A 14,630-nucleotide genomic window follows, 5' to 3' on the forward strand; every position below is an offset into this window, starting at 1 on the left:
GAAAACGCCCGCTGGTCACAGCGGGCGGGTTTTGGTGCTACTTAGACCACAGATTAACGCGAGTACAGTTCGACGATCAGCGATTCGTTGACGTCGTTGGCGATCTCGTTGCGCTCTGGCAGGGACTTGAAGGTGCCTTCCATTTTCTTGGCATCAACCGACACCCAAGCTGGCATGCCAACTTGTTCAGCCAGCGACAGCGCTTCCAGGATACGCACTTGCTTCTTCGACTTTTCGCGCACGGCGATGACGTCGCCGACTTTGACAGCGTACGAAGCGATGTTCACAACCTGGCCGTTCACGGTGAAGGCTTTGTGCGATACCAGCTGACGCGCTTCAGCGCGGGTCGAGCCGAAGCCCATGCGGTATGCAACGTTGTCCAGGCGGGTTTCCAGCAGCTTCAGCAGGGTTTCGCCGGTGTTGCCTTTGCGGCGGTCGGCTTCTGCGAAGTAGCGACGGAACTGACGTTCCAGAACGCCGTACATACGCTTGACTTTTTGCTTTTCGCGCAGTTGATTGCCGTAGTCCGAGGTGCGGGCACCCGACTTGACGCCGTGCTGGCCTGGTTTGACGTCCAGTTTGCACTTGCTGTCCAGCGAGCGGCGTGCGCTCTTCAGGAACAGGTCAGTACCTTCACGGCGGGAGAGTTTTGCTTTAGGTCCGATATAACGTGCCACGATGCTTCCTTTTTTTAAATAATAACGCCCCAGCCATCATGAAATGGTTAGGCGCTAGTCTGATCCTCAGGGTGGGCCAGACGGTGGCTAAAATGCGAATAACCCGCCGAACTGCGTTCGACAGGCGACAACAGCCGGGCAGTATAACCGTTTCCGGTCTCCTGCTCCAGCGATTTCTGCAAGTCGGAAGGAGGCGAAGCGAACTTCGCCGCCGACCGGACTCTTAGATACGACGACGTTTTGGAGGACGGCAGCCGTTGTGCGGAACTGGGGTAACGTCCTGGATCTCGGTGATCTTGATGCCCAGGTTGTTCAGTGCGCGCACTGCGGATTCACGACCAGGACCAGGGCCCTTGATACGCACTTCCAGGTTCTTCACGCCGCATTCGACTGCGACTTTACCAGCTGCTTCGGCCGCAACCTGCGCTGCGAACGGGGTCGATTTACGCGAACCCTTGAAGCCAGCACCACCGGAGGTCGCCCACGACAGAGCGTTGCCCTGACGGTCGGTGATGGTAATGATGGTGTTGTTGAAGGAAGCGTGAACGTGTGCGATACCTTCTGCAACGTTCTTCTTGACCTTCTTGCGGACGCGCGCTGCTGCTGCGCTGCTTTGTTGCTTAGCCATGTGATTTCCCTAGATTATTTCTTGAGCGATTGAGCGGCTTTGCGCGGGCCCTTGCGGGTACGTGCATTGGTGCGGGTGCGCTGACCGCGGACCGGCAGGCCCTTACGGTGACGCATACCGCGGTAGCAACCCAGATCCATCAAACGCTTGATGTTCATGGACAGCTCACGACGCAGATCGCCTTCGACGATGAATTTAGCTACTTCATCGCGCAGTTTTTCCAGTTCGCTGTCGTCCAGATCTTTGACCTTTTTATCGGTCGCAATACCCGTCGCGGCGCAGATGAACTTTGCGCGTGGACGGCCTACACCGTAGATGGCCGTCAGGCCGATAACGGTGTGCTGATGATTTGGGATATTAACCCCTGCAATACGTGCCATTCGTTATTCCTCGATAAATAACGGTTATTAACCTTGACGCTGCTTGTGACGTGGTTCGACGCAGATTACGCGAACAACGCCCTTGCGCTTGATGATCTTGCAGTTGCGGCAGATCCGCTTGACTGAGGCGTTAACTTTCATTTTGCACTCTCTTCTTGGTTCGATTATTTAAGTTACTTGGTCCGGAACACGATACGTGCGCGGCTCAGGTCGTAAGGTGTCAGCTCTACCGTCACCTTGTCGCCAGGAAGAATGCGGATATAGTTCATCCGCATTTTACCTGAAATATGCCCGAGCACCACGTGTCCGTTTTCCAGCTTTACTCGAAATGTTGCATTCGGGAGATTCTCAAGAATCTCGCCCTGCATCTGTATGACGTCGTCTTTTGCCATTCGGTATGTTTGAAACCGCGCTTATCGCGTCGGAATTCCGCCCTTGAAGTTTGCTTTGCGCAGCAGCGATTCATATTGCTGCGACATCACGTAGTTTTGCACTTGCGCCATGAAATCCATGGTAACAACCACAATAATCAACAGAGAAGTGCCGCCGAAATAGAACGGTACTTTCCACTCGGCTTGCATGAATTCCGGCAACAAACACACCAAAGTGATGTAGATGGCGCCAGCCAGTGTCAAACGTGTCAGGATCTTGTCGATGTAACGGGCAGTCTGCTCACCGGGACGGATCCCTGGCACAAAGGCCCCGCTCTTCTTCAAGTTGTCCGCTGTTTCCTTGCTGTTGAAGACCAGCGCTGTATAGAAGAAACAGAAAAACACGATCGCAATGGCGTACAACAGTGCGTGGATGGGCTCGCCTGGCCCCATCGATGCTGCCAAATCTTTCAGGAACCGGACCGCCGGGTTGGCCGTATCGGCGCCCGTCGTGAACCAGCCCACGATCGTTGCCGGGAACAAGATAATCGACGAAGCGAAGATCGGTGGGATCACGCCGGCCATGTTCAACTTCAATGGCAGGTGCGACGTTTGTCCACCGTAAATCTTGTTACCCACCTGGCGTTTCGCGTAGTTCACCAGAATCTTGCGTTGGCCACGTTCGACAAAGACCACGAAGAACGTCACCGCCACAACCAGGATCATGATGATGATCGCGGACAGGGCACCGATCGAACCGTTGCTCACCGACGAGGCCAGGCCTCCCAGCGCGCCCGGCAGACCGGCGGCGATACCCGCGAAGATGATGATCGAGATGCCATTACCGAGACCACGCTCGGTAATCTGCTCGCCCAACCACATCACGAACATGGTTCCGGTCAACAGCGTAACGACCGTCACGAAACGGAATGCAAAGCCTGGATCCAGCACCAGACCTGCTTGCGACTCCAGTGCGACTGCGATGCCGAACGCCTGGAACGACGCCAGCAGCACCGTGAAATACCGGGTGTACTGGGTGATCTTGCGACGGCCTGCTTCGCCTTCTTTTTTGAGCGCTTCCATCTGCGGCGAGACGATCGACACCAGTTGCATGATGATCGAGGCCGAGATGTAAGGCGTGATACCCAGCGCAAAGACTGTGAAGCGCGCGAGAGCGCCACCGCTGAACATGTTCAACATGCCCAGGATGCCACCCTCTTGCGACTTGAACAGCGCGGCCAATTGTACCGGATCGATCCCGGGGACCGGGATGTGAGCGCCGATACGATAAACCACCAATGCGCCAAGCAAGAACCAGAGCCGGCCCCAGGGGAAACCAGCTGCTGCACTTTTAGCCAATTGTGGATTAGTCGCCAATTTTCGCTCCGATCAAGCTGTTAGCGGTCAACTCAGGCTACCGAGCCGCCGGCTGCTTCGATGGCGGCTTTCGCGCCAGCGGTCACTTTCAGGCCTTTGAGGTTCACCGCTTTGGTGATCTCGCCGGACAGAATGACGCGCACGTCGCGTGCCAGCACGCTCAGTACGCCAGCTTGCTTCAGCACCAGGATGTCGACGTCGCCAACGGCCAGGTTGTTCAGGTCGGACAGGCGCACTTCAGCTTTGAAGGTGGCGTTGAGCGACTTGAAACCGCGCTTAGGCAGACGGCGTTGCAGAGGCATCTGACCGCCTTCGAAACCGACTTTGTGGAAGCCGCCCGAACGCGATTTTTGACCCTTGTGACCACGGCCCGAGGTTTTACCCAGACCGGAGCCGATACCGCGGCCGACGCGACGCTTGTAGTGCTTGGCGCCATCGGCTGGTTGTATGGTATTCAGTTCCATGATTTCTCCGTGTGTAAGCCCGAGGGCTTACGCAACTACTTTAACGAGGTACGAGACTTTGTTGATCATGCCGCGCACGGATGGGGTGTCTTGCAGCTCGGAGACCGAGTTGACGCGACGCAGGCCCAGACCGCGGACGGTGGCACGGTGATCTTCGCGCGTGCCGATCAAGCCCTTGACCAATTGTACTTTGACGGTTTTAGTTGTCATGTCGTTCACCTTAGCCCAGGATCTCTTCTACCGACTTGCCGCGTTTCGCAGCAATTTCAGCAGGAGTACTCATTTTTGCCAGACCATCCAGCGTGGCGCGCACCAGGTTGTAAGGGTTGCTCGAGCCGGTGGATTTCGCCACGACGTCGGTCACGCCCATTACTTCGAAGATTGCGCGCATTGCGCCGCCAGCGATGACGCCGGTACCTGGTTTCGCAGGCGACATCATCACTTTCGATGCGCCGTGACGACCGGTAACGGTGTGCTGCAGGGTGCCGTTCTTCAGGGAGACCTTGATCAGGTTGCGGCGGGCTTCTTCCATTGCCTTCTGCACACCCACTGGGACTTCCTTCGACTTGCCCTTGCCCATGCCGATGCGGCCATCGCCGTCACCAACCACGGTCAGCGCGGCGAAACCCATGATACGACCACCCTTGACCACTTTGGTCACGCGGTTGATCGCGATCATTTTTTCGCGCATGCCGTCATCCGGCTTGTCGCTTGCCATTTTTGCTTGCATTTTTGCCATGATCGTTCCTTAGAACTTCAGACCGGCTTCGCGCGCGGCTTCTGCCAGCGCCTTCACACGGCCGTGGTAACGGAAACCGGAGCGGTCGAACGCGACTTCGGTAATCCCTGCTTTCAGTGCTTTCTCTGCGACGCGCTTGCCGACGATCGCGGCAGCAGCAGCGTTGCCGCCCTTGCCCGATTTGCCAGCCAGTTCGTTGCGCACTTCGACTTCTGCCGTGGAGGCCGATACCAGTACTTTGGCATCCGGCGAGATCAGGTTCGCGTAGATATGCAGATTGGTGCGGTGTACCGACAGGCGGTTCACCTTCTGTTGCGCGATCTTGATCCGGGTTTGGCGTCCGCGGCGCAGACGTGATTCTTTCTTGTCCATCGTCAGCCCCTAGTTACTTCTTCTTGGTTTCTTTAATCTTAACCACTTCGTCCGAATAACGGACGCCCTTGCCCTTGTAAGGCTCAGGGGAGCGGTAAGCGCGAACTTCAGCAGCCACTTGGCCCACTTGCTGACGGTCGATCCCTTTGATGATGATCTCCGTTGGCGTTGCGGTAGCGCAGGTGACGCCGGCTGGCATCGAGTGCACGACAGGGTGCGAGAAGCCCAGCGACAGATTCAGCTTGTCGCCTTGCGCTTGCGCCTTGTAACCCACGCCGACCAGGTTCAGCTTTTTCTCGAAACCCTTGGTCACGCCAGTGACCATGTTGTTGACCAGTGCGCGCAGCGTACCGGACATGGCATTGGCTTCGCGGCTGTCATTAGCGGCGACGAAGCTCAGGGTTCCTGCATTGTTTTCCACCGTGACCTGGCCGTTCAGGGCCTGGGTCAGGACGCCCAGCGGGCCCTTGACGGTGATCGCTGCTGCGGAGATGGCGACTTCAGCGCCAGCTGGCACAGCGATTGGCATTTTAGCTACACGAGACATGTCTAACTCCTTATGCGACGTAGCAAATAACTTCGCCGCCGACACCGGTAGCGCGTGCTTTGCGGTCAGTCATGACGCCTTGCGGAGTCGACACGATCGCCACACCCAAGCCATTCATCACAGTAGGGATCTCGTCTTTGCCCTTGTAGACGCGCAGGCCCGGACGGGACACGCGCTCAAGGCGCTCAATGACGGGACGGCCAACATAATACTTCAAACCGATTTTCAGTTCCGCTTTGCCACCAGCTTCGGCTACGGCGAAATCTTCAATGTAACCCTCGTCCTTGAGGACGTTGGCAATCGCAATTTTAACTTTCGACGATGGCATGGCCACGGTCGTCTTTTGCACGCCCTGGGCGTTACGAATGCGGGTCAGCATATCGGCGATAGGATCGCTCATACTCATTGCATATTCTCCTATTACCAGCTTGCTTTAGTCATACCCGGGATCTCACCACGCATGGCGAATTCACGGAGCTTGATACGGCCCAGACCGAATTTACGGAAGGTGCCGCGTGGACGACCGGTGACGGCGCAGCGGTTACGCTGGCGGGTCGGTGCCGAGTTACGTGGCAGCGCTTGCAGCTTCAGGCGCGCTTCGTAACGTTCTTCTTCCGACTTCGACTGGTCGTCGATGATGGCCTTCAGCGAAGCGCGCTTGGCGGCAAATTTGTTTGCCAGGTCGACGCGTTTCTGCTCACGGTTAATCAGTGCGAGTTTTGCCATGATCTTCTTAGTTCCTGAACGGGAATTTAAAGGCGGCGAGCAGAGCTTTCGCTTCGTCGTCGGTCTTGGCGGTGGTGGTGATCGAAATGTTCATACCACGCAGCGCATCGATCTTGTCGTACTCGATTTCCGGGAAGATGATCTGCTCTTTCACGCCGATGTTGTAGTTGCCACGGCCATCGAACGAGCGGCCATTGACGCCACGGAAATCGCGCACGCGTGGCAGGGCCACGGTGATGAAGCGATCCAGGAACTCGTACATGCGAGCGCCGCGCAGGGTCACCATGGTACCGATCGGGTAGCCTTCACGGATCTTGAAACCCGCGATTGCTTTGCGCGACTTGGTGGTCACTGGCTTCTGGCCAGCGATCTTGGTCAGGTCGCCCACAGCGTGTTCGAGGACTTTCTTGTCCGCGATAGCCTCACCCACACCCATGTTCAGGGTGATCTTGGTCAGACGTGGAACTTCCATCACCGACTTGTAACCGAATTTCGCGGTCAGGTCAGCGACGACTTTTTCTTTATAGAATTCTTGGAGACGTGCCATGATTTCTTAAGCCTTCACTACTTCGCCGGACGATTTGAAGACGCGGACTTTTTTGCCATCCACTTCTTTGAAACCGACACGGTCTGCCTTGCCAGTCGCCGCATTGAACAATGCAACGTTGGACACGTGAATCGGCATAGTCTTATCGACGATACCACCTTGTACGCCAGTCATTGGGTTAGGCTTGGTCGCTTTTTTAGCGACGTTGACGCCTTCAACCACGACATGCTCAGCATCGATACGCTGCTGAACGACGCCACGCTTGCCCTTGTCTTTCCCGGTCAGAACGATGACTTCGTCGTTTTTACGAATCTTATCCATTACGACTCCTTACAGGACTTCCGGTGCCAGGGACACGATCTTCATGAACTTTTCAGTGCGCAGCTCGCGCGTCACTGGTCCAAAAATACGGGTACCGATCGGTTCCAGCTTGGCGTTCAACAGAACGGCGGCATTGCCGTCGAACTTCACCAGGGAACCGTCTTGGCGGCGAACACCTTTAGCGGTGCGCACTACCACGGCGTTATAAATTTCACCTTTTTTGACACGACCACGTGGCGCGGCAACCTTAACGGTTACCTTGATCACGTCGCCGATGCCAGCATAACGGCGCTTGGAGCCGCCCAATACCTTGATGCACATAACTTCTTTGGCACCGGTATTGTCAGCCACTTCGAGCCGGCTTTCAGTTTGAATCATAGTATTCTCTTTCCCAACTTAAGCCGAAGAATCCACACAATGCGGACCCGCGGTCAGTCTTGGTCCCGCCAGAACGCTCAAGCAGAGCGCACTGTTTGGGTGCTTGACCTTCGTACTGCTACTGACCGCACGGTTCTGCGTCTGTGGCCAGACACTTTGCGGCGTTACATGAACGAAGCCCGCAAGTATTACATACAACTCGCGGGCTTGCAAGAACTAATTGAAAATCGCCCCCGGCCCGAGGACCGGAGGCGACGACTTCAATTAAACGATTTGCGCGGCTTGCACCACGCGCGTCACGGTCCATGCCTTCGTTTTGGAGATCGGACGACCTTCCACGATTTCCACCGTGTCACCGGCTTTCACCTGGTTGGTCTCGTCGTGCGCGTGATACTTGTTCGAGCGGACGATGATCTTGCCGTACAAAGGATGCTTGACGTGACGTTCGATCAGAACGGTAACGGTCTTGTCCATCTTGTCGGACACCACTTTACCGATCAGGGTGCGCTTGAGCGACTTTACTGGTTCGGTCATTTGGCTTCCTTCGTGTTCATTACCGTTTTTACACGTGCGATATCGCGACGTACCTTCTTGAGCTGCGAAGTGTTGCTCAGCTGCTGCGTAGCGGTTTGCATACGCAGGCCGAACTGCGCCTTCAACAGGTCATTCAGCTCTTTTTGCAGAGCTGCCTGGTCTTTGCCGCGGAGTTCAGATGCTTTCATATTTCACTCCTGTTATTGACCAACTTGACGGACCACGAAGGTGGTCGCCAGTGGCAGTTTGGCAGCGGCCAGGCGGAATGCTTCGCGCGCCAGTTCTTCTGCGACGCCATCCATTTCGTACAGGACTTTGCCTGGACGGATTTCAGCGACGTAGTACTCCGGATTACCTTTACCGTTACCCATACGGACTTCGGCAGGCTTGTTCGAGATCGGTTTGTCCGGGAACACGCGAATCCAGATACGACCGCCACGTTTGATGTGACGGGTCATGGCGCGACGTGCTGCCTCGATCTGGCGTGCCGTGATACGACCACGGGCAACGGCCTTCAGACCGAACTCGCCGAACGACACCGAAGTGCCGGCGGTGTGCGAAATGCCGGTGTTACGGCCTTTCTGCTCTTTACGATACTTTCTGCGTGCTGGTTGCAGCATGATTATTCTCCTGCTTTCTCGGCCGGCTTGGCGGCAGTGCGTACACGAGCGCCTGGAGCGGCTGGCTTGGCGCCGGCGCCGGCTGGGCGCGGACGGCCAGCTGGTTTGCCGTCGTCACGACGTGGGCCACGTGGCTTCTTCTCGTCCGGTGGGGTATCGATGACTGGTGCATCGCCGTTCGGCGCGCGGTCACCCTTGTAGACCCACACCTTGACACCGATGATGCCGTAGGTGGTCGAAGCTTCGCTGGTGCCGTAGTCGATATCGGCGCGCAGGGTGTGCAGTGGCACACGGCCTTCGCGATACCACTCTTTACGAGCGATTTCGATACCGTTCAGACGACCCGACGACATGATCTTGATGCCCAGGGCACCCAGACGCATGGCGTTTTGCATCGCACGCTTCATCGCGCGGCGGAACATGATGCGCTTTTCCAGCTGCTGGGCGATCGAATCGGCGATCAGCTGCGAGTCGATTTCCGGCTTGCGGATTTCTTCGATGTTCACGTGGACAGGCACGCCCATGATCTTGGTCAGCGCCGACTTCAGTACTTCGATGTCTTCGCCTTTTTTACCGATGACCACGCCCGGACGCGAGCTGTAGATCGTGAAGCGCGCGTTCTTGGCAGGACGCTCGATGACGATGCGGCCAACCGAAGCGTTCTTCAGCTTGGTTTTCAGGTAAGCGCGTGCTTTCAAGTCTTCGTTGAGCATGGCAGCGAAGTTGCTGTTGCCTGCGTACCAACGCGACGCCCAGTTACGGGTAACCGACAGACGGAAGCCGGTTGGATGAATTTTTTGACCCATCTTTGGCTCCTTAGTTGCCGACGGTCACATAAATGTGACACGATTGTTTCGAAATGCGATCGCCCCGGCCCTTAGCGCGTGCAGTGAAGCGCTTGAGGATCGGACCCTTTTCGACGTAGATCGTTTTCACGAACAGTTCGTCGATGTCCGCGCCATCATTGTGCTCGGCGTTGGCGATAGCCGACTCCAGCACTTTCTTGATGATGGTCGCGCCCTTTTTTGGGCTGAATTGCAGAATGTTGAGTGCAGCGTCAACTTTCTTGCCGCGGATCTGGTCAGCCACGAGGCGACCTTTTTGATCCGACAAGCGCACACCCTTGAGGATAGCTTTGGTTTCCATTATTTCTTCGCCTTCTTGTCAGCGGCATGGCCCTTGAACGTGCGGGTCAGCGCGAATTCACCGAGCTTGTGACCAACCATGTTCTCGGAAACGTACACTGGCACGTGCAGCTTGCCATTGTGGACGGCGATCGTCAGGCCGATGAAGTCAGGCATGATGGTCGAACGACGGGACCAGGTTTTGATTGGCTTCTTGTCTTTGGCAGCTTGCGCGGCTTCGACTTTTTTCACCAGGTGGGCGTCACAGAACGGCCCTTTTTTCAATGAACGAGTCATGTGCTACCCCTTATTTCTTGCCGCGGCGCGAGACGATCATGGAAGAAGTACGCTTGTTGCTGCGGGTCTTCTTACCCTTAGTCTGTTGGCCCCAAGGCGACACTGGATGACGACCAGCTGCAGTTTTACCTTCACCACCACCGTGCGGGTGATCGACCGGGTTCATGACCACACCGCGAACGGTAGGACGAACACCGCGCCAGCGCATCGCACCGGCCTTACCGATTTTACGCAGGCTGTGTTCGGCATTGCCGACTTCGCCCACGGTTGCACGGCACTCGATGTGCACGCGACGCACTTCGCCCGAGCGCAGACGCACTTGAGCGTAGGTGCCTTCGCGGGCCATCAGGACCACGCCGGCGCCGGCGGTACGGGCCATCTGGGCACCCTTACCTGGCAGCATTTCGACGCAGTGCATGACGGTACCGACCGGAATGTTGCGGATCGGCAGGCAGTTGCCCGACTTGATCGGCGCTTCCGAACCGTTCATCACGGTGTCGCCAACGCTCATGCCTTTGGTGGCGATGATGTACTGGCGCTCGCCGTCGGCGTAGCACAGCAGGGCGATATTCGCGGTGCGGTTTGGATCGTATTCGATACGTTCCACTTTCGCTGGAATGCCATCCTTCTGACGCTTGAAGTCGATCAGGCGATAGTGCTGCTTGTGACCACCGCCGATGTGGCGGGTGGTGATGTGGCCGTTGTTGTTACGACCAGCGGTTTTCGATTTTTTCTCAACCAGGGCTGCGAACGGACGACCTTTGTACAGGTCCGGGTTCACAACTTTCACCATGCCGCGACGGCCTGGGGAGGTTGGCTTCATCTTAACGAGTGCCATTATTTAGCCTCCTCGGAGAAATTGATTTCCTGGCCAGGTTTCAGGCACACGAAAGCACGCTTGGTATGGTTGCGGCGGCCGGTGTGGGCACCGGAACGCTTCTGCTTACCTTCGCGGTTGACGGTCTGCACCGATTCCACTTCCACTTTGAACAGCAGTTCAACAGCGGCTTTGATTTCTGGCTTGGTCGCGTCGGTGGTTACACGGAACACGATCTGTTCGTTCTTTTCCGCGACCATGGTGGCCTTCTCGGAAATGACCGGAGCCAGCAGCACCTTCATCAGGCGCTCTTCGCTAAATTTCAATGCGCTCATGCCAGCATCTCCTCAATCTTGGCCAGTGCAGCTTTCGTGACCAGGATCTTCTTGTAGAACACCAGGGACATTGGATCTGCGTGACGCGGTTCAACAACCAGTACGTTAGGCAGGTTACGCGATGCCAGTTCCAGGTTTTCGTTGGCGACGTCGGTGATGATCAGAACCGAGTCAAAGCCCATGCCGGTCAGCTTTTGCGACAGCAGCTTGGTCTTTGGCGCTTCGATCGTCAGGTCTTCGATAACCGTCAGACGGTCTTCGCGGGCCAGCTGGGACAGGATCGAGCAGATACCTGCGCGATACATCTTCTTGTTCACTTTGTGGGTGAAGTTCTCGTCAGGCGAGTTCGGGAAGATGCGACCACCGCCGCGCCACAGTGGCGACGACGACATACCAGCACGAGCGCGGCCGGTGCCTTTTTGGCGCCATGGCTTCTTGGTCGTGTGGTGGACTTCTTCACGGTCTTTTTGTTTACGGTTGCCGCTGCGAGCATTGGCTTGGTAAGCAACGACGACTTGGTGGATCAGGGCTTCGTTGTAGTCACGGCCGAAAATGGTATCGGCGGCGGCGACGTTAGAGGCGGCTTGACCTTGAGCGTTCAAGAGCTTGAGTTCCATCGTTTAAGCTCCCTTCTTTGCTTTAACTTTGACAGCAGGCGACACTACAACCTGGCCGTTTTTCGCGCCTGGGATCGCGCCTTTGACCAGCAGCAGCTGACGGTCGGCATCGATACGGGCGATTTCGAGGTTCTGCACAGTGCGGGTGACGTCACCGAGGTGACCGGTCATGCGCTTACCTGGGAACACGCGGCCTGGATCTTGCGCCATACCGATGGAACCTGGAACATTGTGCGAACGGGAGTTACCGTGGGTAGCACGGCCCGAAGCAAAGTGGTGACGCTTGATGGTACCGGCGTAGCCTTTACCGATCGTGACGCCTTGAACGTCGATCTTCTGACCGACTTCGAACAGGGAAGCGGCAACAACGTCGCCAGCTTTCAGTTCAGCAGCTTTGGCTGCGTCAACGCGGAACTCTTTCAACAGAGTACCAGCTTCGACACCGGCTTTAGCGTGGTGACCAGCAACAGCCTTCGTTACGCGGGAAGCGCGACGTTGACCGAATGCGACCTGAACCGCGGTGTAACCATCGGTTTCAGGAGTTTTGATTTGCGCAACACGGTTGTTCGATACGTCCAACACGGTGACTGGGATCGAATCCCCGTCATCGGTGAAGATGCGCATCATACCAACCTTGCGACCGAGAAGGCCAAGGCTCATTTTTTCTCCAATTCCCACCTACGATTGGGCGGGGATATGTTGAACTACTAAAATTAGTACGGACCAATAAAAAGGCGAATCCATACCGAAGCCGGCTAGTGTAGCGCGAAAAGACCCTTGACGCAACAACTTAATACGAGGTATGTCGCATGGATTGGCGCGGCGGCGGGCGGGCTGGCGGCCGCCGTCTGGAGAAATACCGCCTATTGCTGTATCATCAATTACTTTTAGTGCATCAGTGCCGTTTTTGCATGCGCGCCCCCACCTCTATCCGACAATGCAGAAACACTCCTCCCCCTGGCCCATCCTGTTGATCTACCTGGTGTGCGCGCTGGCGACCCTGACGCTTTGGCGCCAGGCGCAGGTCAACATTCCCACCGGCGACGAACCCCACTACATGGTCATGGCCAACGGCCTGGCCCGGCACGGCGCGCTGGAGCAGACCATTCCGTACCAGGACGCCAAACAGCCCGGCCAGCCCGAGCGCTTCGGCCTGCCGCCCACCGACGACCACTCCATCGCCGGCCCGCACGGACGCTTCAACCTCCACAACCTCGGCCTGCCCCTGCTGCTGGCGTTGCCGTTCACGCTGGGCGGCATCCTCGGCGCCAAGCTGTTCATGATCCTCTGCGGCGCCGGCGTGGTGCTGTGCGCGTGGAAGATCTCGGGGCTGTTCTCCAGCGAGCCCGGGGCGCGCCGCCTGGCCGTGCTGGCCAGCTGCGTCGCCGCGCCGCTGGTGCCCGCCGCCAGCCAGGTCTACCCCGACATCCTGGGCGGGCTGCTCGCCCTGACCGGCTTGTACTGGTTCCTCACCACGCAACAGCGGCGCAGCGCCGCCGCCGAACTGGCGCTGGCCGTGGCGGTGGTCTACCTGCCCTGGCTGCAGATCAAGTTCGGCCCGGCCTGCGCCCTGCTGGTGCTGGGCGTGGCCGCCAAGATCCACCGCGAATCGGGCGACCGGGGCCGCGTGGCCCGGCTGCTGGCGGCCGCGGCCGTCTCCTGCGTGGCGCTGGCGGCCTACAACCTGTACGCCTTCGGCAAGATGTCCGGCCCGTACCAGGACAACGCGGTGGAAGTGAGCAGGACCAGCCTGATGGTCTTGATGGGCCTGCACTTCGACCAGAACCAGGGTTTCCTGCTGCAAAACCCGATCAACCTGCTGGGCTTGCTGGGCGTGGGCTGGCTGTACCGCGCCAACCGTCCGTTCCTGCTGCTGTGGGCGGCCGTCTTCGCGACGCTGATCGGCCCCAATTCGCTGCATCCCGCCTGGTACGGCGGCTGGAGTTTCACCGGACGCTTCGGCTGGCCCGCGGCCGTGGTGTTCGCGGTGCCCACGCTGTACGCGCTGCTGGAGCTGTCGCGCCGCCGCCGCCCGCTGTTCCTGGCGCTGGCCTGGCTGTCGGTGGCGCTGCAGGCGTATTTCTTCTTTTGCTACGCGGTCGAAAAAGTGGACATGTTCAACCACGCGTGGGAGACGCCCTTGGCCAGCTACTCGATGTACTACGGCCGCCTCCACGCCTGGCTGCCGGCGCTGTACAACGGCGACTGGGCCTTCGGCTACCGGCCCAACTATGCGTGGCTGGCGATGACGGTGCTGTTGCTGGCGGCGGGCTTTGCGCGCGGCGCGCGCTGGCGCTGGATCGGCGCGGCCGTGCTGGGCGCCGGCGTCATCGTGGCGGCCGGCATGGCGCCGGGCCAGCGGGCCAGCGCGATTGTGCTGACGGCCGCCAGCCTGCCGGGACAGACCGGACATGTGGACGGCGCCGCGCGCACGGCGCAGCCCGGCGCGGAATTGCCGGGCATGCTCAATTTCGGTCCCTACCTGCCGCTGCCCAGCGGCACCTACCGCGTCACGCTGCGCTACCGCAGCGCCGCGCCCGCGAACGAACTGGTCTCGCTGTTCGATGTCTACGACACGGCGGCGGGCCGGTCGCTGCTGGTGCGCGGCCTGAAGGGAACCGAAGACGCGGTGCAGGAAGTGACGCTGCCGTTCGCCATGGCCCCATGGCAGGGCGGGCAACGGCTGGAATTCCGCAACAACTGGACCGGCAAGCGCCCGTTCACCCTGTACGAAATCCGCATCACGCCGGGCTGAGCCC

At 58.1% G+C, this 14,630-nt stretch carries 27 protein-coding genes; 1 reads left to right on the forward strand and 26 read right to left on the reverse strand.

Annotation, left to right across the window (positions count from 1 at the left end):
* Positions 1 to 53: 53 nt before the first annotated feature.
* The 26 genes from rpsD to rplC all read right to left on the reverse strand — a co-directional run bounded on the left by rpsD (position 54) and on the right by rplC (position 12,531).
* On the reverse strand, positions 54 to 677 hold the full coding sequence (gene rpsD, locus ACUJB0_RS16435) for a 30S ribosomal protein S4 (protein WP_117014455.1): 624 nt from the start codon (positions 675 to 677) through the stop codon (positions 54 to 56).
* A gap of 223 nt (positions 678 to 900) precedes the next feature.
* The gene (rpsK, locus tag ACUJB0_RS16440) at positions 901 to 1,305 is read right to left on the reverse strand and encodes a 30S ribosomal protein S11 (protein WP_008444339.1); all 405 of its coding nucleotides are present in this window, start codon (positions 1,303 to 1,305) and stop codon (positions 901 to 903) included.
* A gap of 14 nt (positions 1,306 to 1,319) precedes the next feature.
* Positions 1,320 to 1,685 carry a 30S ribosomal protein S13 gene (rpsM, locus tag ACUJB0_RS16445; protein WP_019923475.1) on the reverse strand — a complete coding sequence of 122 codons (366 nt, stop codon included), beginning with the start codon at positions 1,683 to 1,685 and terminating at the stop codon, positions 1,320 to 1,322.
* Between the two features lie 27 nt (positions 1,686 to 1,712).
* Complete coding sequence (rpmJ, locus tag ACUJB0_RS16450; protein WP_005663407.1) at positions 1,713 to 1,826, reverse strand: 50S ribosomal protein L36; 114 nt, start codon at positions 1,824 to 1,826, stop codon at positions 1,713 to 1,715.
* A gap of 32 nt (positions 1,827 to 1,858) precedes the next feature.
* Positions 1,859 to 2,077 (reverse strand): translation initiation factor IF-1, encoded by a 219-nt coding sequence (gene infA, locus ACUJB0_RS16455; protein ID WP_005663428.1) that lies wholly within the window; start codon positions 2,075 to 2,077, stop codon positions 1,859 to 1,861.
* Between the two features lie 21 nt (positions 2,078 to 2,098).
* Positions 2,099 to 3,433, reverse strand: a complete 1,335-nt coding sequence (gene secY, locus ACUJB0_RS16460) for a preprotein translocase subunit SecY (protein WP_161093003.1) — start codon at positions 3,431 to 3,433, stop codon at positions 2,099 to 2,101.
* A 32-nt stretch (positions 3,434 to 3,465) separates the two neighbouring features.
* Complete coding sequence (gene rplO, locus ACUJB0_RS16465; protein ID WP_008444334.1) at positions 3,466 to 3,897, reverse strand: 50S ribosomal protein L15; 432 nt, start codon at positions 3,895 to 3,897, stop codon at positions 3,466 to 3,468.
* A 27-nt stretch (positions 3,898 to 3,924) separates the two neighbouring features.
* Positions 3,925 to 4,107, reverse strand: coding sequence for a 50S ribosomal protein L30 (gene rpmD, locus ACUJB0_RS16470; RefSeq protein ID WP_090325890.1), 183 nt, complete (start codon positions 4,105 to 4,107; stop codon positions 3,925 to 3,927).
* A 10-nt stretch (positions 4,108 to 4,117) separates the two neighbouring features.
* Positions 4,118 to 4,636 carry a 30S ribosomal protein S5 gene (gene rpsE, locus ACUJB0_RS16475; protein ID WP_008444331.1) on the reverse strand — a complete coding sequence of 173 codons (519 nt, stop codon included), beginning with the start codon at positions 4,634 to 4,636 and terminating at the stop codon, positions 4,118 to 4,120.
* A 9-nt stretch (positions 4,637 to 4,645) separates the two neighbouring features.
* Positions 4,646 to 5,008 carry a 50S ribosomal protein L18 gene (gene rplR / locus ACUJB0_RS16480; RefSeq protein ID WP_090325886.1) on the reverse strand — a complete coding sequence of 121 codons (363 nt, stop codon included), beginning with the start codon at positions 5,006 to 5,008 and terminating at the stop codon, positions 4,646 to 4,648.
* Between the two features lie 13 nt (positions 5,009 to 5,021).
* Positions 5,022 to 5,555: a 50S ribosomal protein L6 gene (rplF, locus tag ACUJB0_RS16485; RefSeq protein WP_008444327.1), complete on the reverse strand. Its 534-nt coding sequence runs from the start codon at positions 5,553 to 5,555 to the stop codon at positions 5,022 to 5,024.
* A gap of 10 nt (positions 5,556 to 5,565) precedes the next feature.
* Positions 5,566 to 5,961, reverse strand: coding sequence for a 30S ribosomal protein S8 (gene rpsH / locus ACUJB0_RS16490; RefSeq protein WP_008444325.1), 396 nt, complete (start codon positions 5,959 to 5,961; stop codon positions 5,566 to 5,568).
* Positions 5,962 to 5,975: 14 nt separating this feature from the next.
* Positions 5,976 to 6,281, reverse strand: a complete 306-nt coding sequence (gene rpsN, locus ACUJB0_RS16495) for a 30S ribosomal protein S14 (RefSeq protein WP_008444324.1) — start codon at positions 6,279 to 6,281, stop codon at positions 5,976 to 5,978.
* Between the two features lie 7 nt (positions 6,282 to 6,288).
* Complete coding sequence (rplE, locus tag ACUJB0_RS16500; RefSeq protein WP_008444321.1) at positions 6,289 to 6,828, reverse strand: 50S ribosomal protein L5; 540 nt, start codon at positions 6,826 to 6,828, stop codon at positions 6,289 to 6,291.
* 6 nt (positions 6,829 to 6,834) lie between these two features.
* Positions 6,835 to 7,149 (reverse strand): 50S ribosomal protein L24, encoded by a 315-nt coding sequence (gene rplX, locus ACUJB0_RS16505; protein WP_008444319.1) that lies wholly within the window; start codon positions 7,147 to 7,149, stop codon positions 6,835 to 6,837.
* A gap of 9 nt (positions 7,150 to 7,158) precedes the next feature.
* Positions 7,159 to 7,527, reverse strand: a complete 369-nt coding sequence (rplN, locus tag ACUJB0_RS16510) for a 50S ribosomal protein L14 (protein WP_008444317.1) — start codon at positions 7,525 to 7,527, stop codon at positions 7,159 to 7,161.
* A 264-nt stretch (positions 7,528 to 7,791) separates the two neighbouring features.
* Positions 7,792 to 8,061 carry a 30S ribosomal protein S17 gene (rpsQ, locus tag ACUJB0_RS16515; RefSeq protein WP_008444314.1) on the reverse strand — a complete coding sequence of 90 codons (270 nt, stop codon included), beginning with the start codon at positions 8,059 to 8,061 and terminating at the stop codon, positions 7,792 to 7,794.
* A complete protein-coding gene (gene rpmC / locus ACUJB0_RS16520; protein WP_020704377.1) occupies positions 8,058 to 8,249 on the reverse strand; it encodes a 50S ribosomal protein L29 in 192 nt (63 codons plus the stop codon). The genes rpsQ and rpmC overlap by 4 nt, the downstream gene beginning before the upstream one ends.
* Before the next feature lie 12 nt (positions 8,250 to 8,261).
* Positions 8,262 to 8,681 carry a 50S ribosomal protein L16 gene (gene rplP / locus ACUJB0_RS16525; RefSeq protein WP_008444302.1) on the reverse strand — a complete coding sequence of 140 codons (420 nt, stop codon included), beginning with the start codon at positions 8,679 to 8,681 and terminating at the stop codon, positions 8,262 to 8,264.
* Between the two features lie 2 nt (positions 8,682 to 8,683).
* Positions 8,684 to 9,487, reverse strand: coding sequence for a 30S ribosomal protein S3 (gene rpsC / locus ACUJB0_RS16530; RefSeq protein WP_152841147.1), 804 nt, complete (start codon positions 9,485 to 9,487; stop codon positions 8,684 to 8,686).
* Positions 9,488 to 9,497: 10 nt separating this feature from the next.
* Positions 9,498 to 9,830 carry a 50S ribosomal protein L22 gene (gene rplV, locus ACUJB0_RS16535; RefSeq protein WP_176362469.1) on the reverse strand — a complete coding sequence of 111 codons (333 nt, stop codon included), beginning with the start codon at positions 9,828 to 9,830 and terminating at the stop codon, positions 9,498 to 9,500.
* Complete coding sequence (gene rpsS, locus ACUJB0_RS16540) at positions 9,827 to 10,102, reverse strand: 30S ribosomal protein S19 (RefSeq protein ID WP_008444295.1); 276 nt, start codon at positions 10,100 to 10,102, stop codon at positions 9,827 to 9,829. The genes rplV and rpsS overlap by 4 nt, the downstream gene beginning before the upstream one ends.
* A gap of 10 nt (positions 10,103 to 10,112) precedes the next feature.
* On the reverse strand, positions 10,113 to 10,940 hold the full coding sequence (gene rplB, locus ACUJB0_RS16545; protein WP_008444293.1) for a 50S ribosomal protein L2: 828 nt from the start codon (positions 10,938 to 10,940) through the stop codon (positions 10,113 to 10,115).
* On the reverse strand, positions 10,940 to 11,254 hold the full coding sequence (rplW, locus tag ACUJB0_RS16550) for a 50S ribosomal protein L23 (protein WP_008444291.1): 315 nt from the start codon (positions 11,252 to 11,254) through the stop codon (positions 10,940 to 10,942). The genes rplB and rplW overlap by 1 nt, the downstream gene beginning before the upstream one ends.
* Entirely contained in the window at positions 11,251 to 11,871 is a 621-nt protein-coding gene (rplD, locus tag ACUJB0_RS16555; protein ID WP_117014458.1) for a 50S ribosomal protein L4, read from the reverse strand. The genes rplW and rplD overlap by 4 nt, the downstream gene beginning before the upstream one ends.
* Before the next feature lie 3 nt (positions 11,872 to 11,874).
* Positions 11,875 to 12,531, reverse strand: coding sequence for a 50S ribosomal protein L3 (rplC, locus tag ACUJB0_RS16560; RefSeq protein WP_020704370.1), 657 nt, complete (start codon positions 12,529 to 12,531; stop codon positions 11,875 to 11,877).
* Positions 12,532 to 12,808: 277 nt separating this feature from the next.
* On the opposite strand from rplC, the gene ACUJB0_RS16565 reads away from it, so the two are divergent.
* Positions 12,809 to 14,626 (forward strand): hypothetical protein, encoded by a 1,818-nt coding sequence (locus ACUJB0_RS16565; protein WP_444846164.1) that lies wholly within the window; start codon positions 12,809 to 12,811, stop codon positions 14,624 to 14,626.
* Positions 14,627 to 14,630 lie beyond the last annotated feature (4 nt).

This window comes from Duganella caerulea (genome assembly GCF_040362985.1).
GTDB classification, from domain to species: domain Bacteria; phylum Pseudomonadota; class Gammaproteobacteria; order Burkholderiales; family Burkholderiaceae_D; genus Rugamonas; species Rugamonas vulcania.

Coding starts and splice junctions, on each gene's coding strand:
- rplE (WP_008444321.1), bottom strand. CDS start 6,828: ATGGCACGTCTCCAAGAATTCTATAAAGAAAAAGTCGTCGCTGACCTG.
- rpmJ (WP_005663407.1), bottom strand. CDS start 1,826: ATGAAAGTTAACGCCTCAGTCAAGCGGATCTGCCGCAACTGCAAGATC.
- rpsM (WP_019923475.1), bottom strand. CDS start 1,685: ATGGCACGTATTGCAGGGGTTAATATCCCAAATCATCAGCACACCGTT.
- rpsS (WP_008444295.1), bottom strand. CDS start 10,102: ATGACTCGTTCATTGAAAAAAGGGCCGTTCTGTGACGCCCACCTGGTG.
- rpsE (WP_008444331.1), bottom strand. CDS start 4,636: ATGGCAAAAATGCAAGCAAAAATGGCAAGCGACAAGCCGGATGACGGC.
- rplC (WP_020704370.1), bottom strand. CDS start 12,531: ATGAGCCTTGGCCTTCTCGGTCGCAAGGTTGGTATGATGCGCATCTTC.
- rpsQ (WP_008444314.1), bottom strand. CDS start 8,061: ATGACCGAACCAGTAAAGTCGCTCAAGCGCACCCTGATCGGTAAAGTG.
- rplO (WP_008444334.1), bottom strand. CDS start 3,897: ATGGAACTGAATACCATACAACCAGCCGATGGCGCCAAGCACTACAAG.
- rpsK (WP_008444339.1), bottom strand. CDS start 1,305: ATGGCTAAGCAACAAAGCAGCGCAGCAGCAGCGCGCGTCCGCAAGAAG.
- rpsN (WP_008444324.1), bottom strand. CDS start 6,281: ATGGCAAAACTCGCACTGATTAACCGTGAGCAGAAACGCGTCGACCTG.
- rpmC (WP_020704377.1), bottom strand. CDS start 8,249: ATGAAAGCATCTGAACTCCGCGGCAAAGACCAGGCAGCTCTGCAAAAA.
- rplR (WP_090325886.1), bottom strand. CDS start 5,008: ATGGACAAGAAAGAATCACGTCTGCGCCGCGGACGCCAAACCCGGATC.
- rplX (WP_008444319.1), bottom strand. CDS start 7,149: ATGGATAAGATTCGTAAAAACGACGAAGTCATCGTTCTGACCGGGAAA.
- ACUJB0_RS16565 (WP_444846164.1), top strand. CDS start 12,809: ATGCAGAAACACTCCTCCCCCTGGCCCATCCTGTTGATCTACCTGGTG.
- infA (WP_005663428.1), bottom strand. CDS start 2,077: ATGGCAAAAGACGACGTCATACAGATGCAGGGCGAGATTCTTGAGAAT.
- rplD (WP_117014458.1), bottom strand. CDS start 11,871: ATGGAACTCAAGCTCTTGAACGCTCAAGGTCAAGCCGCCTCTAACGTC.
- rplW (WP_008444291.1), bottom strand. CDS start 11,254: ATGAGCGCATTGAAATTTAGCGAAGAGCGCCTGATGAAGGTGCTGCTG.
- rplN (WP_008444317.1), bottom strand. CDS start 7,527: ATGATTCAAACTGAAAGCCGGCTCGAAGTGGCTGACAATACCGGTGCC.
- rplP (WP_008444302.1), bottom strand. CDS start 8,681: ATGCTGCAACCAGCACGCAGAAAGTATCGTAAAGAGCAGAAAGGCCGT.
- rplB (WP_008444293.1), bottom strand. CDS start 10,940: ATGGCACTCGTTAAGATGAAGCCAACCTCCCCAGGCCGTCGCGGCATG.
- rpmD (WP_090325890.1), bottom strand. CDS start 4,107: ATGACAACTAAAACCGTCAAAGTACAATTGGTCAAGGGCTTGATCGGC.
- rpsH (WP_008444325.1), bottom strand. CDS start 5,961: ATGAGTATGAGCGATCCTATCGCCGATATGCTGACCCGCATTCGTAAC.
- rpsC (WP_152841147.1), bottom strand. CDS start 9,487: ATGGGTCAAAAAATTCATCCAACCGGCTTCCGTCTGTCGGTTACCCGT.
- rplF (WP_008444327.1), bottom strand. CDS start 5,555: ATGTCTCGTGTAGCTAAAATGCCAATCGCTGTGCCAGCTGGCGCTGAA.